This window comes from Paraburkholderia domus (assembly GCF_905220705.1).
Taxonomy (GTDB): domain Bacteria; phylum Pseudomonadota; class Gammaproteobacteria; order Burkholderiales; family Burkholderiaceae; genus Paraburkholderia; species Paraburkholderia domus.
In genome coordinates this window covers 845,797-866,608 of record NZ_CAJNAT010000001.1, presented here as the reverse complement: position 1 = coordinate 866,608, position 20,812 = coordinate 845,797, and the positions used below count along the sequence as shown (strand labels likewise).

At 62.1% G+C, this 20,812-nt stretch carries 21 protein-coding genes; 18 read left to right on the top strand and 3 right to left on the bottom strand.

The genetic code is table 11. The features are described 5' to 3' along the window. Positions 1-162: 162 nt before the first annotated feature. The gene (locus KHO31_RS03745; protein WP_201121776.1) at positions 163-3,444 is read right to left on the bottom strand and encodes an Rne/Rng family ribonuclease; all 3,282 of its coding nucleotides are present in this window, start codon (positions 3,442-3,444) and stop codon (positions 163-165) included. Positions 3,445-4,176: 732 nt separating this feature from the next. Here KHO31_RS03745 and KHO31_RS03740 point away from each other — a divergent pair. The 4 genes from KHO31_RS03740 to KHO31_RS03725 are packed head-to-tail and all read left to right on the top strand — an operon-like array spanning position 4,177 to position 7,302. Continuing rightward, positions 4,177-5,211 (top strand): RluA family pseudouridine synthase, encoded by a 1,035-nt coding sequence (locus KHO31_RS03740; protein WP_201071090.1) that lies wholly within the window; start codon positions 4,177-4,179, stop codon positions 5,209-5,211. Next, positions 5,204-5,863: an HAD-IIIA family hydrolase gene (locus tag KHO31_RS03735; protein ID WP_201070176.1), complete on the top strand. Its 660-nt coding sequence runs from the start codon at positions 5,204-5,206 to the stop codon at positions 5,861-5,863. Before KHO31_RS03740 ends, KHO31_RS03735 begins: the two co-directional genes overlap by 8 nt. Next, positions 5,860-6,264, top strand: a complete 405-nt coding sequence (locus KHO31_RS03730; protein ID WP_201070173.1) for a Rieske (2Fe-2S) protein — start codon at positions 5,860-5,862, stop codon at positions 6,262-6,264. The genes KHO31_RS03735 and KHO31_RS03730 overlap by 4 nt, the downstream gene beginning before the upstream one ends. A gap of 33 nt (positions 6,265-6,297) precedes the next feature. Next, on the top strand, positions 6,298-7,302 hold the full coding sequence (locus tag KHO31_RS03725) for a S49 family peptidase (RefSeq protein WP_201070169.1): 1,005 nt from the start codon (positions 6,298-6,300) through the stop codon (positions 7,300-7,302). 109 nt (positions 7,303-7,411) lie between these two features. Here the strand turns inward: KHO31_RS03725 and KHO31_RS03720 are convergent, their stop codons facing one another. Together KHO31_RS03720 and KHO31_RS03715 are read right to left on the bottom strand one after the other, a co-directional pair. Further along, positions 7,412-8,131 (bottom strand): SAM-dependent methyltransferase, encoded by a 720-nt coding sequence (locus KHO31_RS03720; protein ID WP_201070166.1) that lies wholly within the window; start codon positions 8,129-8,131, stop codon positions 7,412-7,414. Next, positions 8,128-8,745, bottom strand: coding sequence for a Maf-like protein (locus KHO31_RS03715; protein WP_201084674.1), 618 nt, complete (start codon positions 8,743-8,745; stop codon positions 8,128-8,130). Before KHO31_RS03715 ends, KHO31_RS03720 begins: the two co-directional genes overlap by 4 nt. Positions 8,746-8,992: 247 nt before the next feature. Here KHO31_RS03715 and KHO31_RS03710 point away from each other — a divergent pair, with 247 nt between their 5' ends. From KHO31_RS03710 to KHO31_RS03645, 14 genes are all read left to right on the top strand, one after another. Further along, a complete protein-coding gene (locus KHO31_RS03710) occupies positions 8,993-9,637 on the top strand; it encodes a DUF177 domain-containing protein (protein ID WP_201070160.1) in 645 nt (214 codons plus the stop codon). Positions 9,638-9,738: 101 nt separating this feature from the next. Then, the gene (gene rpmF / locus KHO31_RS03705) at positions 9,739-9,918 is read left to right on the top strand and encodes a 50S ribosomal protein L32 (RefSeq protein ID WP_006051932.1); all 180 of its coding nucleotides are present in this window, start codon (positions 9,739-9,741) and stop codon (positions 9,916-9,918) included. Positions 9,919-10,090: 172 nt separating this feature from the next. Next, positions 10,091-11,197, top strand: coding sequence for a phosphate acyltransferase PlsX (gene plsX, locus KHO31_RS03700; RefSeq protein WP_201070158.1), 1,107 nt, complete (start codon positions 10,091-10,093; stop codon positions 11,195-11,197). Further along, entirely contained in the window at positions 11,197-12,186 is a 990-nt protein-coding gene (locus KHO31_RS03695) for a beta-ketoacyl-ACP synthase III (RefSeq protein ID WP_201070156.1), read from the top strand. Before plsX ends, KHO31_RS03695 begins: the two co-directional genes overlap by 1 nt. A gap of 111 nt (positions 12,187-12,297) precedes the next feature. After that, entirely contained in the window at positions 12,298-13,233 is a 936-nt protein-coding gene (gene fabD / locus KHO31_RS03690) for an ACP S-malonyltransferase (RefSeq protein ID WP_201070155.1), read from the top strand. 72 nt (positions 13,234-13,305) lie between these two features. Next, positions 13,306-14,055: a 3-oxoacyl-ACP reductase FabG gene (gene fabG / locus KHO31_RS03685; RefSeq protein ID WP_201084673.1), complete on the top strand. Its 750-nt coding sequence runs from the start codon at positions 13,306-13,308 to the stop codon at positions 14,053-14,055. Between the two features lie 151 nt (positions 14,056-14,206). Next, positions 14,207-14,446 carry an acyl carrier protein gene (gene acpP / locus KHO31_RS03680; protein ID WP_004197638.1) on the top strand — a complete coding sequence of 80 codons (240 nt, stop codon included), beginning with the start codon at positions 14,207-14,209 and terminating at the stop codon, positions 14,444-14,446. A 327-nt stretch (positions 14,447-14,773) separates the two neighbouring features. Then, entirely contained in the window at positions 14,774-16,012 is a 1,239-nt protein-coding gene (fabF, locus tag KHO31_RS03675) for a beta-ketoacyl-ACP synthase II (RefSeq protein ID WP_172173055.1), read from the top strand. A 118-nt stretch (positions 16,013-16,130) separates the two neighbouring features. After that, complete coding sequence (locus KHO31_RS03670) at positions 16,131-16,514, top strand: protein YgfX (protein ID WP_201071088.1); 384 nt, start codon at positions 16,131-16,133, stop codon at positions 16,512-16,514. 101 nt (positions 16,515-16,615) lie between these two features. Further along, entirely contained in the window at positions 16,616-17,215 is a 600-nt protein-coding gene (rpoE, locus tag KHO31_RS03665) for an RNA polymerase sigma factor RpoE (protein WP_006051939.1), read from the top strand. Between the two features lie 84 nt (positions 17,216-17,299). Then, positions 17,300-17,926 (top strand): sigma-E factor negative regulatory protein, encoded by a 627-nt coding sequence (locus KHO31_RS03660; protein WP_201084672.1) that lies wholly within the window; start codon positions 17,300-17,302, stop codon positions 17,924-17,926. A gap of 4 nt (positions 17,927-17,930) precedes the next feature. Next, complete coding sequence (locus tag KHO31_RS03655) at positions 17,931-18,974, top strand: MucB/RseB C-terminal domain-containing protein (protein WP_201070152.1); 1,044 nt, start codon at positions 17,931-17,933, stop codon at positions 18,972-18,974. A 37-nt stretch (positions 18,975-19,011) separates the two neighbouring features. Next, positions 19,012-20,529, top strand: coding sequence for a DegQ family serine endoprotease (locus tag KHO31_RS03650; RefSeq protein WP_201070150.1), 1,518 nt, complete (start codon positions 19,012-19,014; stop codon positions 20,527-20,529). After that, a complete protein-coding gene (locus tag KHO31_RS03645) occupies positions 20,526-20,789 on the top strand; it encodes a glutaredoxin family protein (protein WP_201070147.1) in 264 nt (87 codons plus the stop codon). The genes KHO31_RS03650 and KHO31_RS03645 overlap by 4 nt, the downstream gene beginning before the upstream one ends. The last annotated feature ends 23 nt before the right edge of the window (positions 20,790-20,812 follow it).

The following is a 20,812-nucleotide window of genomic DNA, read 5'->3' as shown; positions in this document are numbered from 1 at the left end:
AGATCTTTATTCTAGCGGAAATGCACCCGGCCGCTGCCGGCCTTCGGACGCCGTTCGGGTATACGGGGACTGCCATAAAGCGCGCGATCGGGCGAGCGTGAGGCGCCCATAAAACAAAAAGCCCGCCGGTGAGGGCGGGCTTTTTGCATGGCAGCGGTTCGCTTACTGCGGGTGCTTACCGGTTTCCACCATTTGCATCGGCGCGGTTTCGGCTGGCGGCAACGGCTTGCGCTCGCGGCCCACACGGACTGGCTTGGCCACTTGCGCAGCAGCTTCCTGCGCGGCCCGCAGCTTGTCGGCGTCCGTGTTCACCCAGACGAGACCGGCTTGTTCCAGCACCGGCTTCAGGGCTTCCGCCGAGACACCGGCGTTACGCGGTGCTTGCGGCGCAGCTGCGACGGGTGCCGGCTCGACTGCTGCCGGCTCAACGACCGCTTCAACTGCCGGAGCGACCGCTGCAACGACCGGTTGCGCTTCGAAGATATCCGCTTGCCGTGCCGGCTGGGCGGCCGGTGCTTCGACCACTGCTGCCGGCGCCACGGTTTCCACCGGAGCCGGTGCGGCTTGCGCTTCAACCACCGAAGCAACTGCCGGCGCTTCGACCCGTGCTTCAAACGGGGCTTCGACGCGAGTGACCGGTTCGACGAGCGAAACCGTTTCGCTGGCGGCCGGCGCAGCTTGCGCTGCTTCGACCGGCGCGGCAGCGGCTTGCGCCACCGGCGCTTCCACTACTTGCTCGACCGCAACAGGTGCCACCGGCGCTTCCGCGGCCGGCACAACCGTTTCCGCCTTCGCAGCCGTCTCGACTGCCGGAGCCGGCGTTTCAGTTGCAGCGTGCAGTTGGCTGACGACAACGGTTTCCGTCGCGACAGCAGCGACAACGACTTCCACCGGCTTGACGTCGTTCGCTTCGTTGACTTCAGCCTTGTGCTCGACCGGCTGATGCGAGGTGCGCACCGGTGCTTCGTCGGTCACATTGGTGCTATCGCCTTCGCCTTCCGCGACGTCCGCAGCCAGATTGCCGTTCACGTCCTCTTCACGCTCACGACGGCCACCACGACGACCGCGACGGCGACGACGGCGCTCTTCACCTTCACGCGCCACGGCTTCCTGATCGACCAGCGCGCCGTTTTCGCCCAAGGCGGTCTGGTTTTGCGCCAGTTCTTCCGCTGTTTGCGACTCGTTTTGTGTCAGTGCATCTGCTGCTTCCGGTTGCTGTTTGCGGCGTTCGCCACGTTCAGCGCGTTCGCCACGCTCACGGCGTTCGCCGCGCTCCTGGCGCTCGCCACGTTCGGCGCGCGGTGCGCCGTCGACGGTTTCCGCACGCTCGTTGCCGCGATTGTCGCGGTCACGGTTTTCGCGGCTCTCGCGAGTTTCACGCGGCTCACGAGCCTCGCGGCCTTCGCGGGCCTCACGCGCTTCACGATTGCCGCGCGGCTCGCGCGATTCACGTGCTTCGCGCGGTTCACGACCTTCGCGTGCTTCACGCGGTTCGCGTTCCTCGCGACGCGGCGACGGCTGCTGACCTTGGGCCTGACGGCCGCCGGTCGTGCCTTCACCACGGCCCGCTGCATCGCGGCCACCTGCGCCGCCACGACGATTGCGGTTGCGATCGCCGCCGCGTTCGCCGGTGCGCTCACCGCGCTCCGTACGTTCGCCGCGTTGCGGACGCGCCTGCTTTTCCGTCGTTGCCGGTGCGACAGGCGCCGGTGCGGCCGGCTGCATGCCGAACAGATTCTTCAACCAGCCGATAAACCCGCCGCTGGCCGGCGTAACAGCCACCGGAGCCGGGGTTGCCGGACGTACCGGCGCGCTCGGGGCCGGCTTCTCAGGCGTGATGCCCTTGACCGCCGCTTCCTGCTTCGGCTTCACTTCTTCAGCGCGCTTGCTGTAACCGGTTTCCGATTCCAGTTCGCGGGCTGCTTCTTCGGCCATCTTCCACGAGGCGCGCGGCTCGTCGAGGCGTGCATCGTCGTGACGCAGACGCTCGAGCTTGTAATGCGGCGTGTCGAGGTGCTTGTTCGGGATCAGAACGACATTGACCTTGAAACGCGACTCGATCTTGTTGATTTCCGCGCGCTTCTCGTTCAACAGGAAGGCGGTCACTTCGACCGGCACCTGGCAATGGATCGCCGCGGTGTTTTCCTTCATCGCTTCTTCCTGAATGATCCGCAGCACTTGCAGCGCGGACGATTCAGTATCGCGAATGTGGCCCGTGCCGTTACAGCGCGGGCAGGTCACGTGGCTGCCTTCCGACAAAGCCGGGCGCAGACGTTGACGCGACAGTTCCATCAGGCCGAAGCGCGAGATCTTGCCCATCTGGACGCGTGCACGGTCGTGCTTCAACGCGTCTTTCAGGCGTTGCTCGACTTCACGCTGGCTCTTGGCCGATTCCATGTCGATGAAGTCGATCACGATCAGGCCGCCCAGGTCGCGCAGGCGCAACTGGCGGGCCACTTCGTCGGCAGCTTCGAGGTTGGTGCGCGCAGCTGTTTCCTCGATGTCGGCGCCCTTGGTGGCGCGCGCCGAGTTCACGTCGATCGCGACCAGTGCTTCCGTGTGGTCGATCACGATTGCACCGCCCGAAGGCAACGGCACCGTGCGCGAGTACGCGGTTTCGATCTGGTGTTCGATCTGGAAGCGCGAGAACAGCGGCACGTCGTCGTGATACCGCTTCACCTTGCTGACATTGTCCGGCATCACAATATCCATGAAGGCGCGGGCCTGGTCATGGATTTCGGTGGTGTCGATCAGGATTTCGCCGATATCCGGCTGGAAATAGTCACGAATCGCGCGAATAACGAGGCTCGATTCGAGATAGATCAGCATCGGCTGGCCGCTCGAACCGCTTTGCGATGCGGCCTCGATGGCACGCCACAGTTGCATCAGGTAGTTCAGGTCCCACTGCAACTCTTCGGCGCTGCGGCCAATACCGGCCGTGCGCGCGATGATGCTCATGCCTTCCGGCAATTGCAGCTGCGCCATGGTTTCGCGCAGTTCCTGACGGTCGTCGCCTTCGATACGGCGCGACACACCGCCGCCGCGCGGGTTGTTCGGCATCAGAACGAGATACCGGCCGGCGAGCGAGATGAAGGTGGTGAGGGCGGCGCCCTTGTTGCCGCGCTCTTCTTTTTCGACCTGAACGATCAGTTCCTGGCCTTCCCGGAGGGCGTCCTGGATGCGCGCGGAGCGCATGTCGACGCCGTCACGGAAGTACTGGCGGGCGACTTCCTTGAACGGCAAGAAGCCATGGCGGTCTTCGCCGTAGTTGACGAAACAGGCTTCGAGCGAGGGCTCGATGCGGGTGATGATGCCCTTGTAAATATTGCCTTTGCGCTGTTCGCGCCCGGCGGTTTCGATGTCGATATCGATGAGTTTTTGCCCATCGACGATGGCGACGCGCAGTTCTTCCTGCTGCGTCGCATTGAACAACATTCGTTTCATTGAACGGCTCCAGGCGGCTTAGCTAGCCCTCAGCTGCGCGGTTGTCAGTCGCGAGAGCCAAGAGGGCAGCGGCATGCCGCGCCTTATTGTGTTTTCACAAGCACGCTGGAGCGGGAAAAATGGCGGGAGAATTGCCTGAGAGGGCCCGGCCCGATTGAAAAATGGGCGCGGTGCCGCAGGGCACATGCGAACACGGCTTCAAATAACGACCCGACACGCCGCGGGTTCTGCCAGCAGACCTTCATAAGCCTTTCGTCCACTCGCGCCGGTGCGCCAACTGGGCGCGTGACCGGAGGGTCGAAGGCTGCGGTCATGCCGCAGCGGGAAGTTCGCGCAGTCGGCGCGTCTTTTCTCGCTGGGGGTGTCTCGCCTCATTTTGACGTCGCCATGTCTTGTACTTTCTACAAGACGCCTCGGGCGCACGCCGTATTTTCGCAACTCGCAGCTTCAACCAGCAGGGCGTCAGACCGCCCGATACCGAAGCTGAAAGTTAAATTCTTTTTTACCAAAATTCCGTTACCGTCGAAGCTGACCTTGACCGAACGCGCCTGTGGGCGCCGTCCCTGCCGGGTACTGACTTCGTGCGTGCAACATGTTGCATCTCATTTTCAGGGTGAGCAACCAGACCCCGGCGCAAGTAAAATAACGATTTATCGCTTGCGCCTGCGCAATCCGCCCGAATTCCGGACACTGCGCCGGCCGCCGCAGACTGCTGGGCAAATTATATTCATAATGAAAGAGTTAGGCAAAATATCCCAGAAATCGGTCGCAAGCGACCAGGTCTCGATGATCGAGATCGACGACAGTGCGGCCGGACAGCGCATTGATAACTTCCTTTTGCGCGTCTGTAAGGGCGTGCCCAAAAGCCATATCTACCGCATCCTGCGTAGCGGGGAAGTGCGCGTCAATAAGGGCCGGATAGACGCGCAGTACCGCCTCGAGCTGGGCGATCTGGTGCGCGTGCCGCCCATTCGTGTCGCTCAACCGAACGAAGCGATCGCTCAGGCGCCGGTGCCGAGCGCCGATTTCAAAATTATTTTTGAAGACGAGCACATGCTCGTGATCGACAAACCTGCCGGCGTGGCGGTCCATGGGGGCAGCGGCGTCGCGTTCGGCGTGATCGAACAGATGCGCGAAGCGCGGCCGCAGGCGAAATTCCTCGAATTGGTGCATCGGCTGGATCGTGAGACGTCCGGTATCTTGATGCTCGCCAAGAAACGCTCCGCGCTGGTCAATCTGCACGAGCAGATTCGCGAGAACAAGATGGATAAGCGCTACTATGCGTGCGTCCACGGCGAGTGGGCGAGCGACTGGGGTCGTCGCCGCGCAGTCAAGGAGCCGCTGCATAAGTATTTGACCGCGGACGGCGAACGGCGTGTGCGCGTCCAGGCCGATGGACTTGCGTCGCACACGGTCTTCAATCTGATCGACCGCTGGCCGGAGTACGCGCTGCTGGAGGCGGAACTGAAGACCGGTCGGACGCATCAGATTCGCGTCCACTTGCAGCATCTGGAGCTGCCGATCGTCGGCGATGCCAAATACGGCGACTTCGCGCTGAACAAGGCGCTGGCCCGCGCCAACGCCAAGCCTGGCCTGAAGCGCATGTTCCTGCACGCCTACCGTCTTAAGCTGACGCACCCGGCAACCGGCGCGCCCGTGCAGTTCGAGGCACCGCTGCCGGCCGAATGCCGCAGTTTCGTTGCACAGCTCAATGAATTACGTGAATTACGAAGTGGGTCAAACCCGGAGACGACACCGCATGGCTAGAGAGCAATTTGATCTGATCGTCTTCGACTGGGACGGGACGCTGATGGATTCGACCGCGCACATCACGCGCAGCATCCAGTCGGCATGCCGCGATCTCGGTCTGCCGGTTCCCGCCGATGAGGCCGCCAGCTACGTAATCGGCCTCGGCCTGCGCGACGCGCTGCAAATCGCTGCGCCCACGCTCGATCCGGCTGATTACCCGCGTCTGGCGGAGCGCTATCGCTTTCACTATTTAGTGAAGGACCAGACCACCGAACTGTTCGTCGGCGTGCGCGAGATGCTGCAGGAATTGCGCGATCAAGGTTATTTGCTGGCGGTGGCGACCGGCAAGAGCCGCGTCGGGCTGAATCGCGCGCTTGACCAGTCGCGCCTGACCAGCCAGTTCGACGGCACTCGCTGCGCCGACGAAACCTTTTCGAAGCCGCATCCGGCCATGCTGCACGAACTCACGCGTGAACTGGGGCAGGATCCGGCGCGCACGGTGATGGTCGGCGATACGACCCACGATCTGCAGATGGCGATCAATGCCGGCGTCGCGGGTATCGGTGTCACATACGGCGCGCATCCTGCTGGCTCGTTGACGGCTTTGTCGCCGAAATTCGTTGCGCCGAGCGTGAGCGCGTTGTCCGGCTGGCTGCGAGAGAACGCATGAGCACGGCCACGACCGAAGCGGTGGCTCAGGCCGTTCGCATTTGTGCGTCCGAAGAGCTGGTCGACGGCGGCGCGGGCGTGCGGCGCGCGGCGAGGCTTGGTGGTGGCGACGTCGTGGTATTTTTTGTTCGCTATGATGGTCGTGCGTACGGCTATCTGAATCGCTGCGCTCACGTGCCGATGGAGCTCGACTGGGCTGAAGGGCAGTTCTTCGAATCGTCCGGTTTATACTTGATGTGCGCTACACATGGCGCGATTTACGCGCCTGATACGGGCAAATGCGTTGGCGGTCCGTGCCGCGGCGGCCGGTTGCGCCCCGTCCAGGTTGACGAGCGGGATACACCTGAAGGCCGCGCCGTGTTCTGGCTGCCGGACGGCGAACTGCGCCCGGCCACGCCCTGATTTTTTCTCTCTTCGATCTTTCCACTGCACCGCATGTCCGACAATTTGACTCCCGATCCGAAGGAACCGTCCCTGACAGGCCGCCCCCGCACGCCTGCCGATGAGCCGGGCTGGGAGCGCGCCGCGCTCGAGCGCATCGCGCTTGCGGCAATCACCGAGCAGCGCGCGGCACGCCGCTGGAAGATCTTCTTCCGCTTTGTGTTCCTGATCCTCGTGCTGCTGGCGGTATGGGGCGCCTTCGATTTCTCCGGCGACAAGGTTTCGACCACCGGCCGGCATACAGCAATGATTACGCTTGACGGCGAAATCTCCGCTGATACGAACGCGAACGCGGAAGATATCAACACTGCGCTGGAAAGCGCTTTCGACGACGCGGGTACGGCAGGTGTGATCCTGCGCTGTAACAGCCCGGGCGGCAGCCCGGTGCAGGCGGGCATCATCTACAACGAGATTCGCCGGCTGCGCGCTAAGTATCCGTCGATTCCGTTGTATGTCGTGGTCGGCGACATGTGTGCGTCGGGCGGCTATTACGCGGCCGCGGCGGCCGACAAGATTTACGTGGACAAGGCGAGCATCGTCGGTTCGATTGGCGTGCTGATGGATAGCTTTGGCTTCACCGGTTTGATGGATAAGCTGGGGATCCAGCGCCGTCTGCACACTTCGGGTGAGAACAAGGGATTTTTCGACCCGTTCTCGCCGGAAACGCCGAAGATGGACGAACATGCGCAGGACATGCTCGATCAGATCCACGCGCAGTTCATCGACGCCGTGCGTGAAGGCCGTGGCAAGCGCCTGCACGAAACGCCGGACATGTTCTCGGGCCTGTTCTGGACCGGACAGAAGAGTGTCGAACTGGGACTCGCAGACGGTTTCGGTGACGCGGATTACGTCGCGCGCGACCTGTTCAAGGCGCCGGATATCGTCGACTACACGGTCAAGGAGAGTATTACGGACCGCGTGGCGCGCAAGTTCGGTGCGGCGGTCGGCAGTGGCGCCGTTCACGCGATGGCGCTCGGCGGGAAGATGAGCCTGCGGTGATCTGATGCAAGAAAAGCCCCGTGCGGTCGAAAGTCGATCGCACGGGGCTTTTTGCTTTTTGCCGTTAAATCATGATCGGTGTGTCGATCAATTTGAGGCGCATCAGCGATCAGACGGCGAGGATCAGGAAAATTGCCGGCCGCTTGTGCAGATCAATAGCGGTTTTCTTCCTCCAGTCGGCCACGGTCCGGCTGGCAATGGTTTCCGTCTCCAGCGTCAGATCGACGGCGACGCATACCAGCGTGGACGGCGCGCACGTCGCCAGCAACGTGTCGAGCAGCGCGCGATTCCGGTAGGGCGTCTCGATAAAGATCTGCGTTTGCTTTGCTTTGCGCGACTGCTGCTCGAGGTCGCGCAGCCGCTTGGCTCGTTCAGTGGCGTCGACCGGCAGATAGCCATGGAACGCAAAACTCTGGCCATTCAGGCCGGAAGCCATCAACGCCAGCAGAATCGAACTCGGTCCGACAAACGGCACGACCTTCACGCCGCGCTCATGCGCGCGGCGCACTAGCAGGGCGCCCGGATCGGCGACTGCCGGGCAGCCCGCTTCGGATACCAGACCCGCATCGGTGCCGGCCAACAGCGGTGCGAGCAGTTTGTCGATCTCACCGGCCGGTGTATTGACATTCAATTCGCGAATTTCGATTTCCTGGATCGGCTTTTCGGTGCCGACCTTCTTCAGGAAAGCGCGGGTGGTTTTCGCGTTTTCGCCGATGTAATAGTCGAGCGACGCCGCGCGGGCGCGCACCGGCGCTGGCAGGACGGCGTCGAGCGCGTCGGCATCGCCTTCGCCGAGCGTGTTCGGGATCAGATACAAAGTACCGCTCATAGCGTCCTCAGGAGTGGGTAGCCGGCGGCGAGCAGCATGCGCGACAGCGCGATCAGCGGCAGGCCGACCAGCGCGGTCGGGTCGTCGGAATGAATCGCCTCGAGCAGGGCGATGCCGAGGCCTTCGGATTTGGCGCTGCCCGCGACGTCGTACGGTGTTTCGGCGCGCAGATAGGCATCCAGTTCCGCGTCCGGCAAATCCCGGAACTGCACGCGCGTAATGACATCGGCCGATTGCGCCGCCCCCGAGCGGCTGTCGAACAGGCACAGTGCACTATGAAACAGGACTTCGCGGCCGCGCATTGCCTGCAACTGGGCGAGCGCCTTGTCATGCGTGCCGGGTTTGCCGAGCTGCAAGCCGTCGTAGGTGGCAACCTGATCGGAGCCGATGACGAGTGCAGCTTCGCCAGCGCCAAGCTTGTCCGTCACCGCTCGGGCTTTGGCCTCGGCGAGTCGCAGAGCGGTCACTTCGGGCGTTTCGCCGGCGAGCGGCGTCTCGTCGATCGCCGGCACGATGACATCGAATGGAACACGCAGTCGCTCGAGCAACTCGCGACGATAGGGCGAACTCGACGCCAGAATCAGGCGTGGCGGGCGATTGGGGGAATCTGGCATGGTCAACCAACGGCTAGAGAGGCGGGTCGTACGGGCTTGTGCGAAGTTCGCACGTGTACGGGCTTAAGTGTTTGACTCGAAAAGACAAAACGGATATGATTTCGGGCTTTTCATCGGTATGCTATTGCGCATGCGGTTCTGCCGTGTGGGCAATGGTATGGGCAATACATAGCAGCGCACGAGTTCCGCGGGCTACTTTGCAAACCGGTTTACTCTCGGCGAAATCCTTGCCGACGCAGGAGCGCACATGACTCAACATCCTGGCAACCCTGCAGGTCTATCCGACCCGCATGATCTCGATCTTTTCGAATTTGCGCGGAGTGGGCGTCAGGCCGCGGGTGTCGTGCGCGTCTCGCAACTGCCGCGCATGTTAAACGAAGTCCCGGCAGAAGCGCCAGACCGCGATGCCGCGTTCACCTGGCAAGCCGAAGGGGCGACGCAGCCGGAATTGCAGGACGACGGCACCGAGGGTCCGCAGCCTTATCTGAGGCTCGCGATTCACGGCGCTGCATGGCTCGAATGTCAGCGGTGCATGACACCGTATTTGCAGCCGTTCAATGTCGATGCAACTTACCGGATCGTCAACACTGAGGCGGAAGCCGAAGAGTTTCCGCTCGACGAGGATGAAGTCGAAGTGATCGTGGGCTCACGCCAGTTCGATCTCATCGACTTGATCGAAGAAGAGTTGCTGCTTTCCTTGCCGCTCGTGCCCAAGCATGAGATTTGTCCCGAAGTGCACGAGAGCCTCGTCTCTGGTGTGGCCGGAGCAGAAGGCGAGGGCGACGAGGCTGCGCCGGACGAAGCTGGTGAGGGCGGTGAGCCCGAGCGGCCCAATCCGTTTGCGGCGCTCGAAAGTCTCAAGCGCGGTGAGCCGGACGACAAGAAGCATTGAACAGTTGCATGGGAGCGCGAAGCGGGCGCATTGGCCATTCGGTCAATGGCGGACACCGGGTCGGGCTGTGTTAGAATTCGGAAAATTTTTAGGAGTTAGTTATGGCAGTTCAACAAAATAAGAAGTCGCCGTCGAAGCGCGGCATGCACCGTTCGCACGATTTCCTGACGGCAGCACCGCTGGCCGTGGAACCGAGCACGGGCGAAGTGCATCTGCGTCACCACGTTAGCCCGAACGGCTACTATCGCGGCAAGAAAGTCGTCAAGACGAAGAACGACTAATCGTTCCACTGCGTTGCGCCCCTTGGCGTTTCGCGTGGCGATCGGCTCGCTTGACATTTTCCCGGCTCGGCAAAAAGGCGGCATTTAACTGCCGCTTTTTTGCGTCGATCGCGGTTGACGCTTTTGCGCTTACTGCGGTCCCATGCAGGGCGCCTGAAATTCGTCGCACTCCATGACAGTAAAGCTCACGATAGATTGCATGGGAGGCGACCACGGCCCGTCCGTGACCGTTCCCGCTGCCGTCAACTTCGTTCGTTCGCATCCCGATGCTGAGTTGCTGCTCGTCGGCATTGAAAATGCGATTCGTGCGCAGCTAAAGAAGTTGAAGGCTCAGGACCTGCCGGCGCTGACCGTCGTGCCTGCTTCCGAGATCGTCGCCATGGACGATTCGGTCGAAGTCGCGCTGCGCAAGAAAAAAGACTCATCCATGCGCGTGGCGCTGAATCGCGTCAAGGAAGGCGAGGCGCAAGCCTGCATTTCCGCTGGCAACACCGGCGCGCTAATGGCGGTTTCGCGCTATGTGCTGAAAACGCTGTCGGGCATCGAACGCCCGGCCATCGCGTTCGCCATGCCCAATCCCACTGGCTACACGACGATGCTCGACCTGGGCGCCAACGTCGACTGCGAGCCGCAGCATCTGCTGCAGTTCGCGGAGATGGGGCACGCGCTCGTGTCCGCGCTCGAGGGCAAGGAGCGGCCCACCATCGGCCTGCTCAACATCGGCGAAGAAGTCATCAAGGGCAACGACACCATCAAACGTGCCGGCGAACTGCTGCGCGCGAGTACACTTAACTTTCACGGCAACGTTGAGGGCAACGACATCTTCAAGGGCACGGTCGACGTGATCGTCTGCGACGGTTTTGTCGGCAATGTCGCGCTGAAGACGTCGGAAGGCCTCGCGCAGATGCTCTCCGATATCATCAAGGAAGAGTTCGGCCGCTCGTGGCTCACCAAGGTGATGGCGGTGCTCGCATTGCCGGTATTGATGCGCTTCAAGAAGCGCGTCGATCACCGGCAATACAATGGCGCCGCACTGCTGGGCCTGCGTGGGCTGGTGATCAAAAGCCACGGCTCGGCGGATGCCTACGCGTTTGAGTGGGCTATCAAACGCGGGTATGATGCCGTCAAAAACGGCGTGCTGGAACGCCTTGCGCGAGCAATGGAAGAGAACGCAGGTTCTCTCGAACAGGCGGCGCGCGACGCAAGCGGTGCGGGTCACGCAAGCCCGATCGCAGGCCAGCCAGCCGAGCCCTACGCTGCGCAATCCTCGAAGGCATAATGGCTCAATCGACAATTTATTCCCGCGTGTTGGGCACCGGCAGCTACCTGCCACCCGGACGCGTCACCAATCAGGATCTGGCTGAACGTCTTGCCAAGCAGGGCGTCGAGACGAGTGACGAATGGATCGTTGCCCGCACGGGCATCCATGCGCGCCACTTCGCCGAACCGGATGTCACCACCAGTGATCTGGCGCTGATCGCATCGCAACGCGCGATCGAAGCGGCGGATATCGATCCGCAATCCATCGACCTGATCATCGTTGCAACCTCCACGCCCGACTTTGTGTTCCCGAGTACGGCGTGCCTGTTGCAGAACAAGCTCGGCATCAAGAACCACGGCGCGGCATTCGACGTGCAGGCCGTCTGTTCGGGCTTCGCTTATGCGGTGGCGATGGCAGACAGCCTGATTCGCGGCGGTCAGCATCGCACAGCGCTCGTGATCGGCGCGGAAACCTTCTCTCGCATTCTCGATTTCAAGGACCGCACCACCTGCGTGCTGTTCGGCGACGGCGCGGGCGCGGTGATCCTGCAGGCGTCGGAAGAACCGGGTGTGTTGGCGAGCGCATTGCACGCCGACGGCAGTCATTCGAACATTCTCTGCACGCCGGGCAATGTGAACGGCGGTGTGATCGAGGGCAGCGCGTTTCTGCATATGGACGGGCAGGCTGTGTTCAAGCTCGCGGTCAATGTGCTCGAAAAGGTTGCGATCGAGGCACTCGCAAAAGCAGATCTGTCGGCCGACCAGATCGACTGGCTGATTCCGCATCAGGCCAATATCCGCATCATGCAAAGCACCTGCCGTAAGCTCGGCTTGCCGCAGGAACGCATGGTCGTCACGGTGGGCGAGCACGGCAATACGTCGGCTGCGTCCATTCCGCTCGCATTTGACGTCGCAGTGCGCGACGGCCGCATCAAGCGCGGCCAGAACGTGCTGATCGAAGGCGTCGGCGGCGGCTTTACGTGGGGCGCGTCGGTTATCCGCTACTGATAGCGGCGACGTTATGGCGAGCGCTCTTCGCAGCGCTCGGATACGCTTGAGCGCGCTCGCCATCAACTGGGCGCTCCACCCACATCTGACAACATCGATTTTGGGGACGATATGAAATTTGCGTTCGTTTTTCCCGGGCAAGGTTCGCAGTCGGTCGGCATGCTCAACGCATTCGCCGATCACGCAGTCGTGCGTGAGACGGTTCAGGAAGCGTCCGATGCACTCAATCAGGACCTCGGCAAGCTGATCGCCGAAGGCCCCGTCGAAGATCTGAACCTCACTACCAATACCCAGCCGGTCATGCTGACCGCCGCGTATGCGATTTACCGTGCGTGGCAGCAGGCGGGCGGCCCGAAGCCGGCCATCGTCGCCGGCCATAGCCTCGGCGAATACACCGCGCTGGTCGCGGCGGGCGCGATCGCGTTTCGCGATGCTGTGCCGCTCGTGCGTTTTCGCGCGCAAGCCATGCAAACGGCGGTGCCGGTCGGCGTCGGCGCCATGGCCGCGATTCTCGGCCTCGATGACGACACGGTGCGCGCGGTTTGCGCCGAAGCGTCGGTCGCGGGTGTCGTCGAAGCGGTGAATTTCAACGCGCCGGCGCAAGTCGTGATCGCCGGTCACAAGGCTGCGGTCGAAAAGGCTTGCGAAGTCGCGAAGGCGAAGGGCGCCAAGCGCGCGTTGCCGCTGCCGGTATCGGCGCCGTTCCACTCGTCGCTGCTCAAGCCGGCGTCGGATCAATTGCGCGAGTATCTTGCCAGCGTCGACGTGCAAGTGCCGTCGCTTCCGGTGATCAACAACGTCGACGTCGCGGTGGTCAACGAGCCGGCAAAGATCAAGGATGCGCTGGTGCGTCAGGCAGCCGGTCCGGTGCGCTGGGTCGAAAGCGTGCAGGCGATGGCGGCGCAAGGCGTCACGCACGTGATCGAATGCGGTCCTGGTAAGGTCCTTGCGGGTTTGACAAAGCGCATCGACGGCAATCTGATCGGCGCTTCGGTGTTCGACCCGGCTTCGCTCGAAGAAACGCTCAAGCTGGTGCCGGCGGGCTGAACAGCCCGCCATTGGCTGCAAGCCTGACATCAAGAATCAATCAGCCCTCCGAAAGGGCATCCGGACTGACAGATGGAAAAGACTCTCGACAAGCAAATCGCAATCGTAACGGGCGCGTCGCGCGGCATTGGCCGTGCAATCGCGATGGAGTTGGCGCGCCAGGGCGCGACGGTGATCGGCACGGCGACCAGCGAAAGCGGCGCGGCAGCGATCAGTGAAGCCCTTCATGCGGCTGGCGTGAACGGTCGCGGCGCGGTACTCAACGTCAACGACGCCGCCGCAGTCGAAGCGCTGATCGACGGCACCGTGAAGGAATTCGGCGCGCTGCATGTGCTCGTGAATAACGCCGGCATCACGCAAGACCAACTCGCGATGCGCATGAAGGACGACGATTGGGATGCGGTGATCGACACCAATCTCAAGTCAGTCTTCCGTCTGTCGCGCGCGGTGCTGCGTCCGATGATGAAGGCGAAGGGCGGCCGTATCATCAACATCACGTCGGTGGTCGGCTCGGCCGGCAACCCGGGGCAGGTCAACTACGCAGCCGCGAAAGCGGGCGTAGCAGGCATGACGCGCGCACTTGCACGTGAGATCGGCAGCCGCGGTATCACCGTCAATTGCGTCGCGCCGGGCTTCATCGACACCGACATGACCAAGACCCTGCCGGAAGAGCAGCAAGCCGCACTGAAGACGCAGATTCCGCTCGGCCGCCTGGGCAGCCCGGACGATATTGCGCACGCTGTTGCATTCCTGGCGTCGCCGCAAGCGGGTTATATCACCGGTACGACACTACATGTGAACGGCGGAATGTACATGTCGTAACCAAATTCGGTTACTATCCGCGCCTTGATGCGTTTGCAAATGCGTAAGGCGCATGCCTTGACAGGAACCCGATGCGCCGCTTTTTTGCCGGGTCAAACCTGATAAAATGCGCGCACCTGTATTTTTGAACTTCTTTTCCCTTGGAGGGGTAATGGACAATATCGAACAGCGCGTCAAGAAGATCGTCGCAGAACAACTGGGCGTCGCAGAAGCTGAGATCAAGAACGAAGCTTCGTTCGTGAACGACCTCGGTGCCGATTCGCTCGACACCGTTGAACTCGTGATGGCCCTCGAAGACGAATTCGGCATGGAAATTCCGGATGAAGAAGCCGAGAAGATCACCACCGTTCAGCAAGCGATCGACTACGCTCGCGCGAACGTCAAGGCCTAAAGTCATTCGCGCCTGCGTTTCTGCGTTGGCGGAGTATGACGCCCTGCCGTGTCGGTTTCCGACGCCAGCAGGGCTGGCGCTTTTTGCCGTGCAGGAGCCAGCGATGCTGACAGCGCAAATTTCCGCGCGATTGCCGATTTTCAAGAAAACGCCGGGCCGCCCCGCGTTTTCCGCCCCGAAGGAAATCCCCTTGGGGGATTGCCCCCCTCGGGGGCGCCTGGTGCGAAGCGCCGGGTGTGGGGGCGGCTAACAGCCACAGGGCACACAGGGCAGGTTCCTGTGGCCGCTGTGGCTTTTGCTTTTGTCATCTATGAAAAAGGGGTTACCGTGAGCCGCCGTCGTGTTGTTGTTACAGGCCTGGGGCTGATTTCGCCTGTTGGCAATAATGTTGCCGACGGCTGGGCCAATCTGGTCGCCGGCAAGTCGGGTATTGCCAATATCACGAAGTTCGATGCGTCGAACTTTTCGACTCGTTTCGCCGGCGAGGTGAAGGGCTTCAATATCGAGGACTACATCCCCGGTAAGGAGGCGCGCCATATGGATACGTTCATCCATTACGGCGTCGCTGCGGGCATCCAGGCGATGCAGGACAGCGGCCTCGAAGTCACCGACGAGAATTCGGAGCGCATCGGCGTGGTGGTCGGTTCGGGCATCGGTGGCCTGCCGATGATTGAAAACACGCAGACCGAACTGCTGAATCGCGGCCCGCGCCGTATTTCGCCGTTCTTCGTGCCCGCCTCGATCATCAACATGATCTCGGGCCACCTGTCGATCAAGTTCGGCATCAAGGGTCCGAATCTGGCGATCGTGACCGCATGTACCACGGGTCTGCACTGTATCGGCGAGGCTTCGCGCCTGATCGAATACGGCGACGCCGACGTGATGATCGCCGGCGGTGCAGAATCCACCGTGTCGCCGCTGGGTGTCGGCGGCTTTGCGGCGGCGCGTGCGCTGTCGCAACGCAACGACGATCCGGCAACGGCGAGCCGTCCGTGGGACAAGGATCGCGACGGTTTCGTGCTGGGCGAGGGCGCCGGCGTGATGGTGCTTGAAGAGTACGAACACGCGAAGGCACGCGGCGCGAAGATTTACGCCGAAGTCAGCGGCTATGGGATGAGCGGCGACGCCTATCACATGACCGCTCCGCTGGAAGACGGTGACGGCGCGCGCCGTTGCATGCTGGCCGCGATGAAGAACGCTGGCATCAATTCGGATCAGGTGAACTACCTGAACGCGCACGGCACGTCCACGCCGCTCGGCGACCTGGCTGAAACCACCGGCATCAAGCGCGCTTTCGGTGACCACGCCAAAGACATGGTCGTGAATTCGACCAAGTCAATGACAGGTCACCTGTTGGGCGGCGCTGGCGGTCTGGAATCGGTGTTCACCGTGCTGGCCGTGCATCATCAGGTGTCGCCGCCGACGATCAACATCTTCAATCAGGATCCGGCCTGCGATCTCGATTACTGCGCAAACACCGCGCGGGAGATGAAGATCGACGTCGCGCTGAAGAACTCGTTCGGGTTCGGCGGCACGAACGGCACGCTGGTCTTCAAGCGCGCCTGATCGCCCGATCGCGTTGGTGACACGCCAGTCGAAAACGCCGGCTTGCCCGCCGGTTTCCCTCGAATCGGCAACGCCCGGTGGGGCGCCGCAACGGATTACGTTGCGGCGCTCCGTCTTCATGCGCGCTGCTTTGGGGGCATTCGTCCTGATTGCGACGCTGGCCGCCTACACCTGCTTCACGTCGCATCTGGGCGCCTGGCAGGCGGTTCCGTTGACGCTTGCCGTGTGGGCGCTACTCATGCTCTGTGCGGTAAAACATGAGCATGCGCAGCCCGTTGCGCTGAAAATCGGCCCGGACGGACTGTCTGCCTGGAGCCGGGGCGGCAATTTGCTGGCGCAGGGTCGCATTGCCGGCTGTTCGCAATGGAGCGGTCGCCTGCTCGTTCTGGCGCTGATGCCGGACCATGGGCGCTCACGCACGCTACTTCTTGCCGCTGACGCGCTTCCAGCGTCTGTCTTTCGCGAGCTGGCCGTGCTGGGCCGGCGTGGCGCCGGCGCCTGACTGTAACGACTGTAACCGCTGTTACCGGAGTAACGTGCCGAGATGATGGGGACGCTACAATGGTCCCCCGCCATGCGCCCTATAGTTAACGGATTTATCAGGTGAGCGAAAAAGAAATTGATCAGGTGCTGGTCGAGCGCGTCCAGAAGGGCGACAAGGCCGCGTTCGAGCTTCTGGTCTCCAAATACCACCGCAAGATTCTCCGGCTGATCTCCCGCCTTGTGCGGGATCCGGCCGAAGTGGAAGACGTCGCTCAGGACGCCTTTATCAAGGCGTACCGGGCGTTGCCGCAGTTTCGCGGTGAATCGGCCTTTTACACGTGGTTGTACCGGATTGCGGTCAATACCGCGAAGAACTACCTTGCGACCCAAGGGCGGCGCGCACCGACTTCGACCGAAGCAGATGCTGAAGAAGCTGAAACTTTCTCGGACGCCGACCAACTAAGGGATATCAACACGCCTGAGTCGATGTTGATGAGCAAGCAGATCGCTGAGACGGTCAATGCTGCAATGGCGGTTTTACCGGAAGAGTTGCGCACCGCCATTACTCTTCGTGAAATTGAAGGTTTGAGCTATGAGGAAATCGCTGAGATGATGGGTTGCCCAATTGGCACAGTCAGATCACGAATTTTTCGCGCTCGCGAAGCCATTGCGGCAAAATTGCGTCCGTTGCTTGACACACCTGAAGGCAAGCGCTGGTAAATATATCGGCCCGCCGGGCGGGGCACGGGTGCAATATCTGGATTAGTGGTGTCACTACGGGGTATTTGTAAGATGGGGAGCATCATGGGGTCGGTCTCGATGCAATCGCAAGCCAGCTCGCGCGGCGAGCGTCTGTCCGCTTTTGTCGACGGTGAGTTGTTCGGCGAAGAGCATCTGAACACGTTTGTTTCCGAACTGGACGGCCAGGATCGTGCCGCCTGGTCGTGCTATCACCTGATCGGCGACGCCCTGCGTTCCGACGATCTGGCGGTCAGCCCGGCGGCGAGCAGCGCGTTCCTGAGCGGCTTTGCCGCACGTTTCGACAACGAGCCGCACGTGCTCGCGCCTGCCGCAATGCCGGTCGCGCGCCGTTTGCTGGCACTGCGTCGCCGCGTCGTGCCGGCCTTTGCCGTCGCCGCTGCCGCTGCCACGTTGACGTGGATCGTCGTGCCGCAGTTGCAAGGCGTGCCGGGCGGCCCGGGCATGGCGCAAGTCGCATCGCTCCAGTCGCACGGCGATTCGCTGCAACGCGTGGCCATGGCATCTGTGCCCGTCGCTACGGTCCAGCCGGTCGCGCAGGACGCCAACATCATCCGTGACGCAAGTCTCGACCAGTATCTGGAAGCTCACCAGCAATTCGCGCAACAACCGGTCATGCCGGGCTCGATGCCGCTGATTCGCGCTGCCGCAGTTTCTACGCAAGGCCAATAGTTTGATGCAGACTCCGCGGTTGAATAAAACGACTATCTGGGGGCGGCTGCCGGCATTTCTGTTCTGCGCAGCCGTATTGTTGTCCGCTACACCGCGGGTCTTTGCACAAACCGACGATCCCCTCGTCGCCCGTCGCACGGCCGCGGAGCTGCTCGATCGAATCCATCAGGCCGCCCAGCAGCAGAACTACGAAGGCGCGTTCGTCTATCAGCGCGGCAGTTTCGTTCAGACGTCGCGGATCGCGCATTACGCGACTCGCACGGACGGCGAATTCGAGCAACTCGAAAGTCTCGACGGCAAGCCGCGCAAAATGCTTCGCCACAACGAAGAGCTCTACACGTTCGTGCCTGAGCGGCATCTGTGCGTGGTCGAAAAGCGCCAGAACAAAGATTCGTTTCCCGCGCTGCTGGCTGTGAGCGGGGAGCAGGTGCTGTCTGTGTACGAGCCGAAGTTACTCGGCGATGACCGTGTCGCGGGAATCGACAGTCAGGTGATCGAGCTCGACCCGAAAGACGCATATCGCTTTGCTTACAAGCTGTGGGCCGACAAGAAGACCGGTCTACTGCTGCGCGCGCAGACGCTTGATCCGAACGGTCAGGTGCTCGAACAGTTGTCGTTTTCGCAGATTCGCATCGGTGTGCCGGTCGACAAGACCGCCATTGTCAACGGCATTCGTAATACGACAGGCTGGACGGTGGTGCGCCCGCCGGTCGAGCCGGTCGACATGGCTGCGCAAGGCTGGCAGATCACGCCAACGGTGCCGGGCTTCCGCATGATTCGCGAACTGCGCCGCCCAATGGCTGCGCGTGAGGCGGGCCAGCCGACCATTCCGGTCGATCAGGCGGTATTCTCCGACGGCCTCGCGGCCATTTCGGTGTTTGTCGAGCCGGTCGAGAACAACACTCGCAAGGAAGGCGCGGGCAGCAGCGGCGCCACGCACGTGTTGGTCAAGCGGCGCGGCGACTTCTGGATTACTCTGCTTGGTGAAGTGCCCCAGACCACATTGCAGCAATTTGCGTCTGCCATAGAATATAAAGCTCCGAAGTAATCCTCCGAATCACTCGAATCCCTCGGCTTGCTACGATATGACGACTTTCTCGGTGCGCAAATTCCTCGCGGCCGCGGTGGTAGCGGCGTGTTTGCCGCTTGTGCCGCACATGGCGTCGGCCGCTCCCGCCGCCGCCAATCTGCCCGACTTCACTGACCTCGTCGACAAGGTCGGCCCAGCCGTCGTCAACATTCGCACGACCACGCGCGTGTCGAACAGCAGTGCCCGCGGCGGGTTGCCGCCAGGCATGGACGACGGTGACATGTCGGAGTTTTTCCGCCGCTTCTTCGGCATCCCGTTGCCGCAGTCGCCGCAATCTCCCGGTACGCCGCGCGGTGGCGATAACGGTGGGAGCGGTAGCGGCGGCAGCCAGGATTCGCCGGATAACAGCGATCCCGAGCAGAACAGTGGCGTCGGCTCAGGCTTCATTCTGTCGGCGGATGGCTACGTGATGACCAACGCGCACGTCGTGGACGACGCGGATACCATTTACGTCACCCTCACCGACAAGCGCGAATTCAAGGCGAAGCTGATCGGCGTGGACGATCGGACCGATGTTGCCGTCGTGAAGATTAGCGCTGCCAATTTGCCGACCATCACGATCGGCGACTCGAACAAGGTGCGTGTGGGTGAGTGGGTGGTCGCGATCGGTTCGCCATTCGGTCTCGAGAACACGGTGACGGCCGGTATCGTCAGCGCCAAGGGGCGCGATACGGGCGACTATCTGCCGTTCATCCAGACCGATGTGGCCGTCAATCCGGGTAATTCAGGCGGTCCGCTGATCAACATGCAGGGCGAAGTGATCGGCATCAACTCGCAGATCTACAGCCGTACCGGCGGCTTCATGGGCATCTCGTTCGCCATCCCGATCGACGAGGCGATGCGCGTGGCCGACCAGCTGAAAACATCGGGTAAGGTCGTGCGCGGCCGGATCGCGGTGGCGATCGGCGAAGTGACGAAAGACGTGGCCGATTCACTCGGTCTGCCGAAGGCGCAGGGCGCGCTGGTCAGCAGCGTCGAGCCGGGTGGCCCGGCAGACAAAGCCGGCGTGCAGCCGGGCGACATCATCCTGAAGTTCAACGGCCATCCGGTCGATACGGCTACGGATTTGCCGCGCATGGTCGGCGATACGAAGCCCGGCACCAAGTCGACTATTACGATTTGGCGCAAGGGTCAGACGCGTGATCTGCCGGTCACGATTGCCGAGATGCAGCCGGACAAGACCACCAAGGCGGATGATAAAAAGCCGCCGGTGCCGAAGCAGCGCGCCACGAACATGTTGGGTCTTGCCGTTAGCGATATCCCTGCTGACCAGATGAAAGCGCTGAAACTGCACAACGGTGTGCAGATCGACGCGGTAGACGGGCCGGCAGTGCGCGTCGGACTGCAAAAGGGCGACATCGTCCTGCGCGTAGGCGACACGGATATCACGAGCGCGAAGCAGTTCGACGACCTGACCGCGCACCTCGACCCGCAGAAGATGGTCGCGTTGCTGGTCCGTCGCGGCGAGAACACGCAGTTCGTGCCGATTCGCCCGCGCAGCGCGCAGAAATGAAGGTGGTGGCGCCGCTCACGCTCTACGGGCGCGCGTGGTGTCACTTGTGCGACGACATGCGCGCCGCGCTCGAGCCTTTGCTGGCCGAGTTCGGCGCACAGGTCGTCGTGATCGACGTCGACACCGATCCCTTGCTGGAAGCACGTTATAACGAACTTGTGCCGGTTCTGGTCTGCGACGGGGTCGAACTGTGTCACTATCACCTGGACGCGGCACGGGTTCGTGCCGCGCTAACTGCTCGCGTTGCGGCGACGCCCTGAGGTCGCACAAGGGCCCGAACAAA

Coding starts and splice junctions, on each gene's coding strand:
- KHO31_RS03725 (WP_201070169.1), top strand. CDS start 6,298: ATGTCCGACAATTTGACTCCCGATCCGAAGGAACCGTCCCTGACAGGC.
- plsX (WP_201070158.1), top strand. CDS start 10,091: ATGACAGTAAAGCTCACGATAGATTGCATGGGAGGCGACCACGGCCCG.
- KHO31_RS03670 (WP_201071088.1), top strand. CDS start 16,131: ATGCGCGCTGCTTTGGGGGCATTCGTCCTGATTGCGACGCTGGCCGCC.
- KHO31_RS03745 (WP_201121776.1), bottom strand. CDS start 3,444: ATGAAACGAATGTTGTTCAATGCGACGCAGCAGGAAGAACTGCGCGTC.
- acpP (WP_004197638.1), top strand. CDS start 14,207: ATGGACAATATCGAACAGCGCGTCAAGAAGATCGTCGCAGAACAACTG.
- KHO31_RS03720 (WP_201070166.1), bottom strand. CDS start 8,131: ATGAGCGGTACTTTGTATCTGATCCCGAACACGCTCGGCGAAGGCGAT.
- fabG (WP_201084673.1), top strand. CDS start 13,306: ATGGAAAAGACTCTCGACAAGCAAATCGCAATCGTAACGGGCGCGTCG.
- rpmF (WP_006051932.1), top strand. CDS start 9,739: ATGGCAGTTCAACAAAATAAGAAGTCGCCGTCGAAGCGCGGCATGCAC.
- KHO31_RS03655 (WP_201070152.1), top strand. CDS start 17,931: ATGCAGACTCCGCGGTTGAATAAAACGACTATCTGGGGGCGGCTGCCG.
- KHO31_RS03740 (WP_201071090.1), top strand. CDS start 4,177: ATGAAAGAGTTAGGCAAAATATCCCAGAAATCGGTCGCAAGCGACCAG.
- KHO31_RS03650 (WP_201070150.1), top strand. CDS start 19,012: ATGACGACTTTCTCGGTGCGCAAATTCCTCGCGGCCGCGGTGGTAGCG.
- KHO31_RS03660 (WP_201084672.1), top strand. CDS start 17,300: ATGGGGTCGGTCTCGATGCAATCGCAAGCCAGCTCGCGCGGCGAGCGT.
- KHO31_RS03715 (WP_201084674.1), bottom strand. CDS start 8,745: ATGCCAGATTCCCCCAATCGCCCGCCACGCCTGATTCTGGCGTCGAGT.
- fabD (WP_201070155.1), top strand. CDS start 12,298: ATGAAATTTGCGTTCGTTTTTCCCGGGCAAGGTTCGCAGTCGGTCGGC.
- KHO31_RS03735 (WP_201070176.1), top strand. CDS start 5,204: ATGGCTAGAGAGCAATTTGATCTGATCGTCTTCGACTGGGACGGGACG.
- KHO31_RS03645 (WP_201070147.1), top strand. CDS start 20,526: ATGAAGGTGGTGGCGCCGCTCACGCTCTACGGGCGCGCGTGGTGTCAC.
- KHO31_RS03695 (WP_201070156.1), top strand. CDS start 11,197: ATGGCTCAATCGACAATTTATTCCCGCGTGTTGGGCACCGGCAGCTAC.
- KHO31_RS03710 (WP_201070160.1), top strand. CDS start 8,993: ATGACTCAACATCCTGGCAACCCTGCAGGTCTATCCGACCCGCATGAT.
- KHO31_RS03730 (WP_201070173.1), top strand. CDS start 5,860: ATGAGCACGGCCACGACCGAAGCGGTGGCTCAGGCCGTTCGCATTTGT.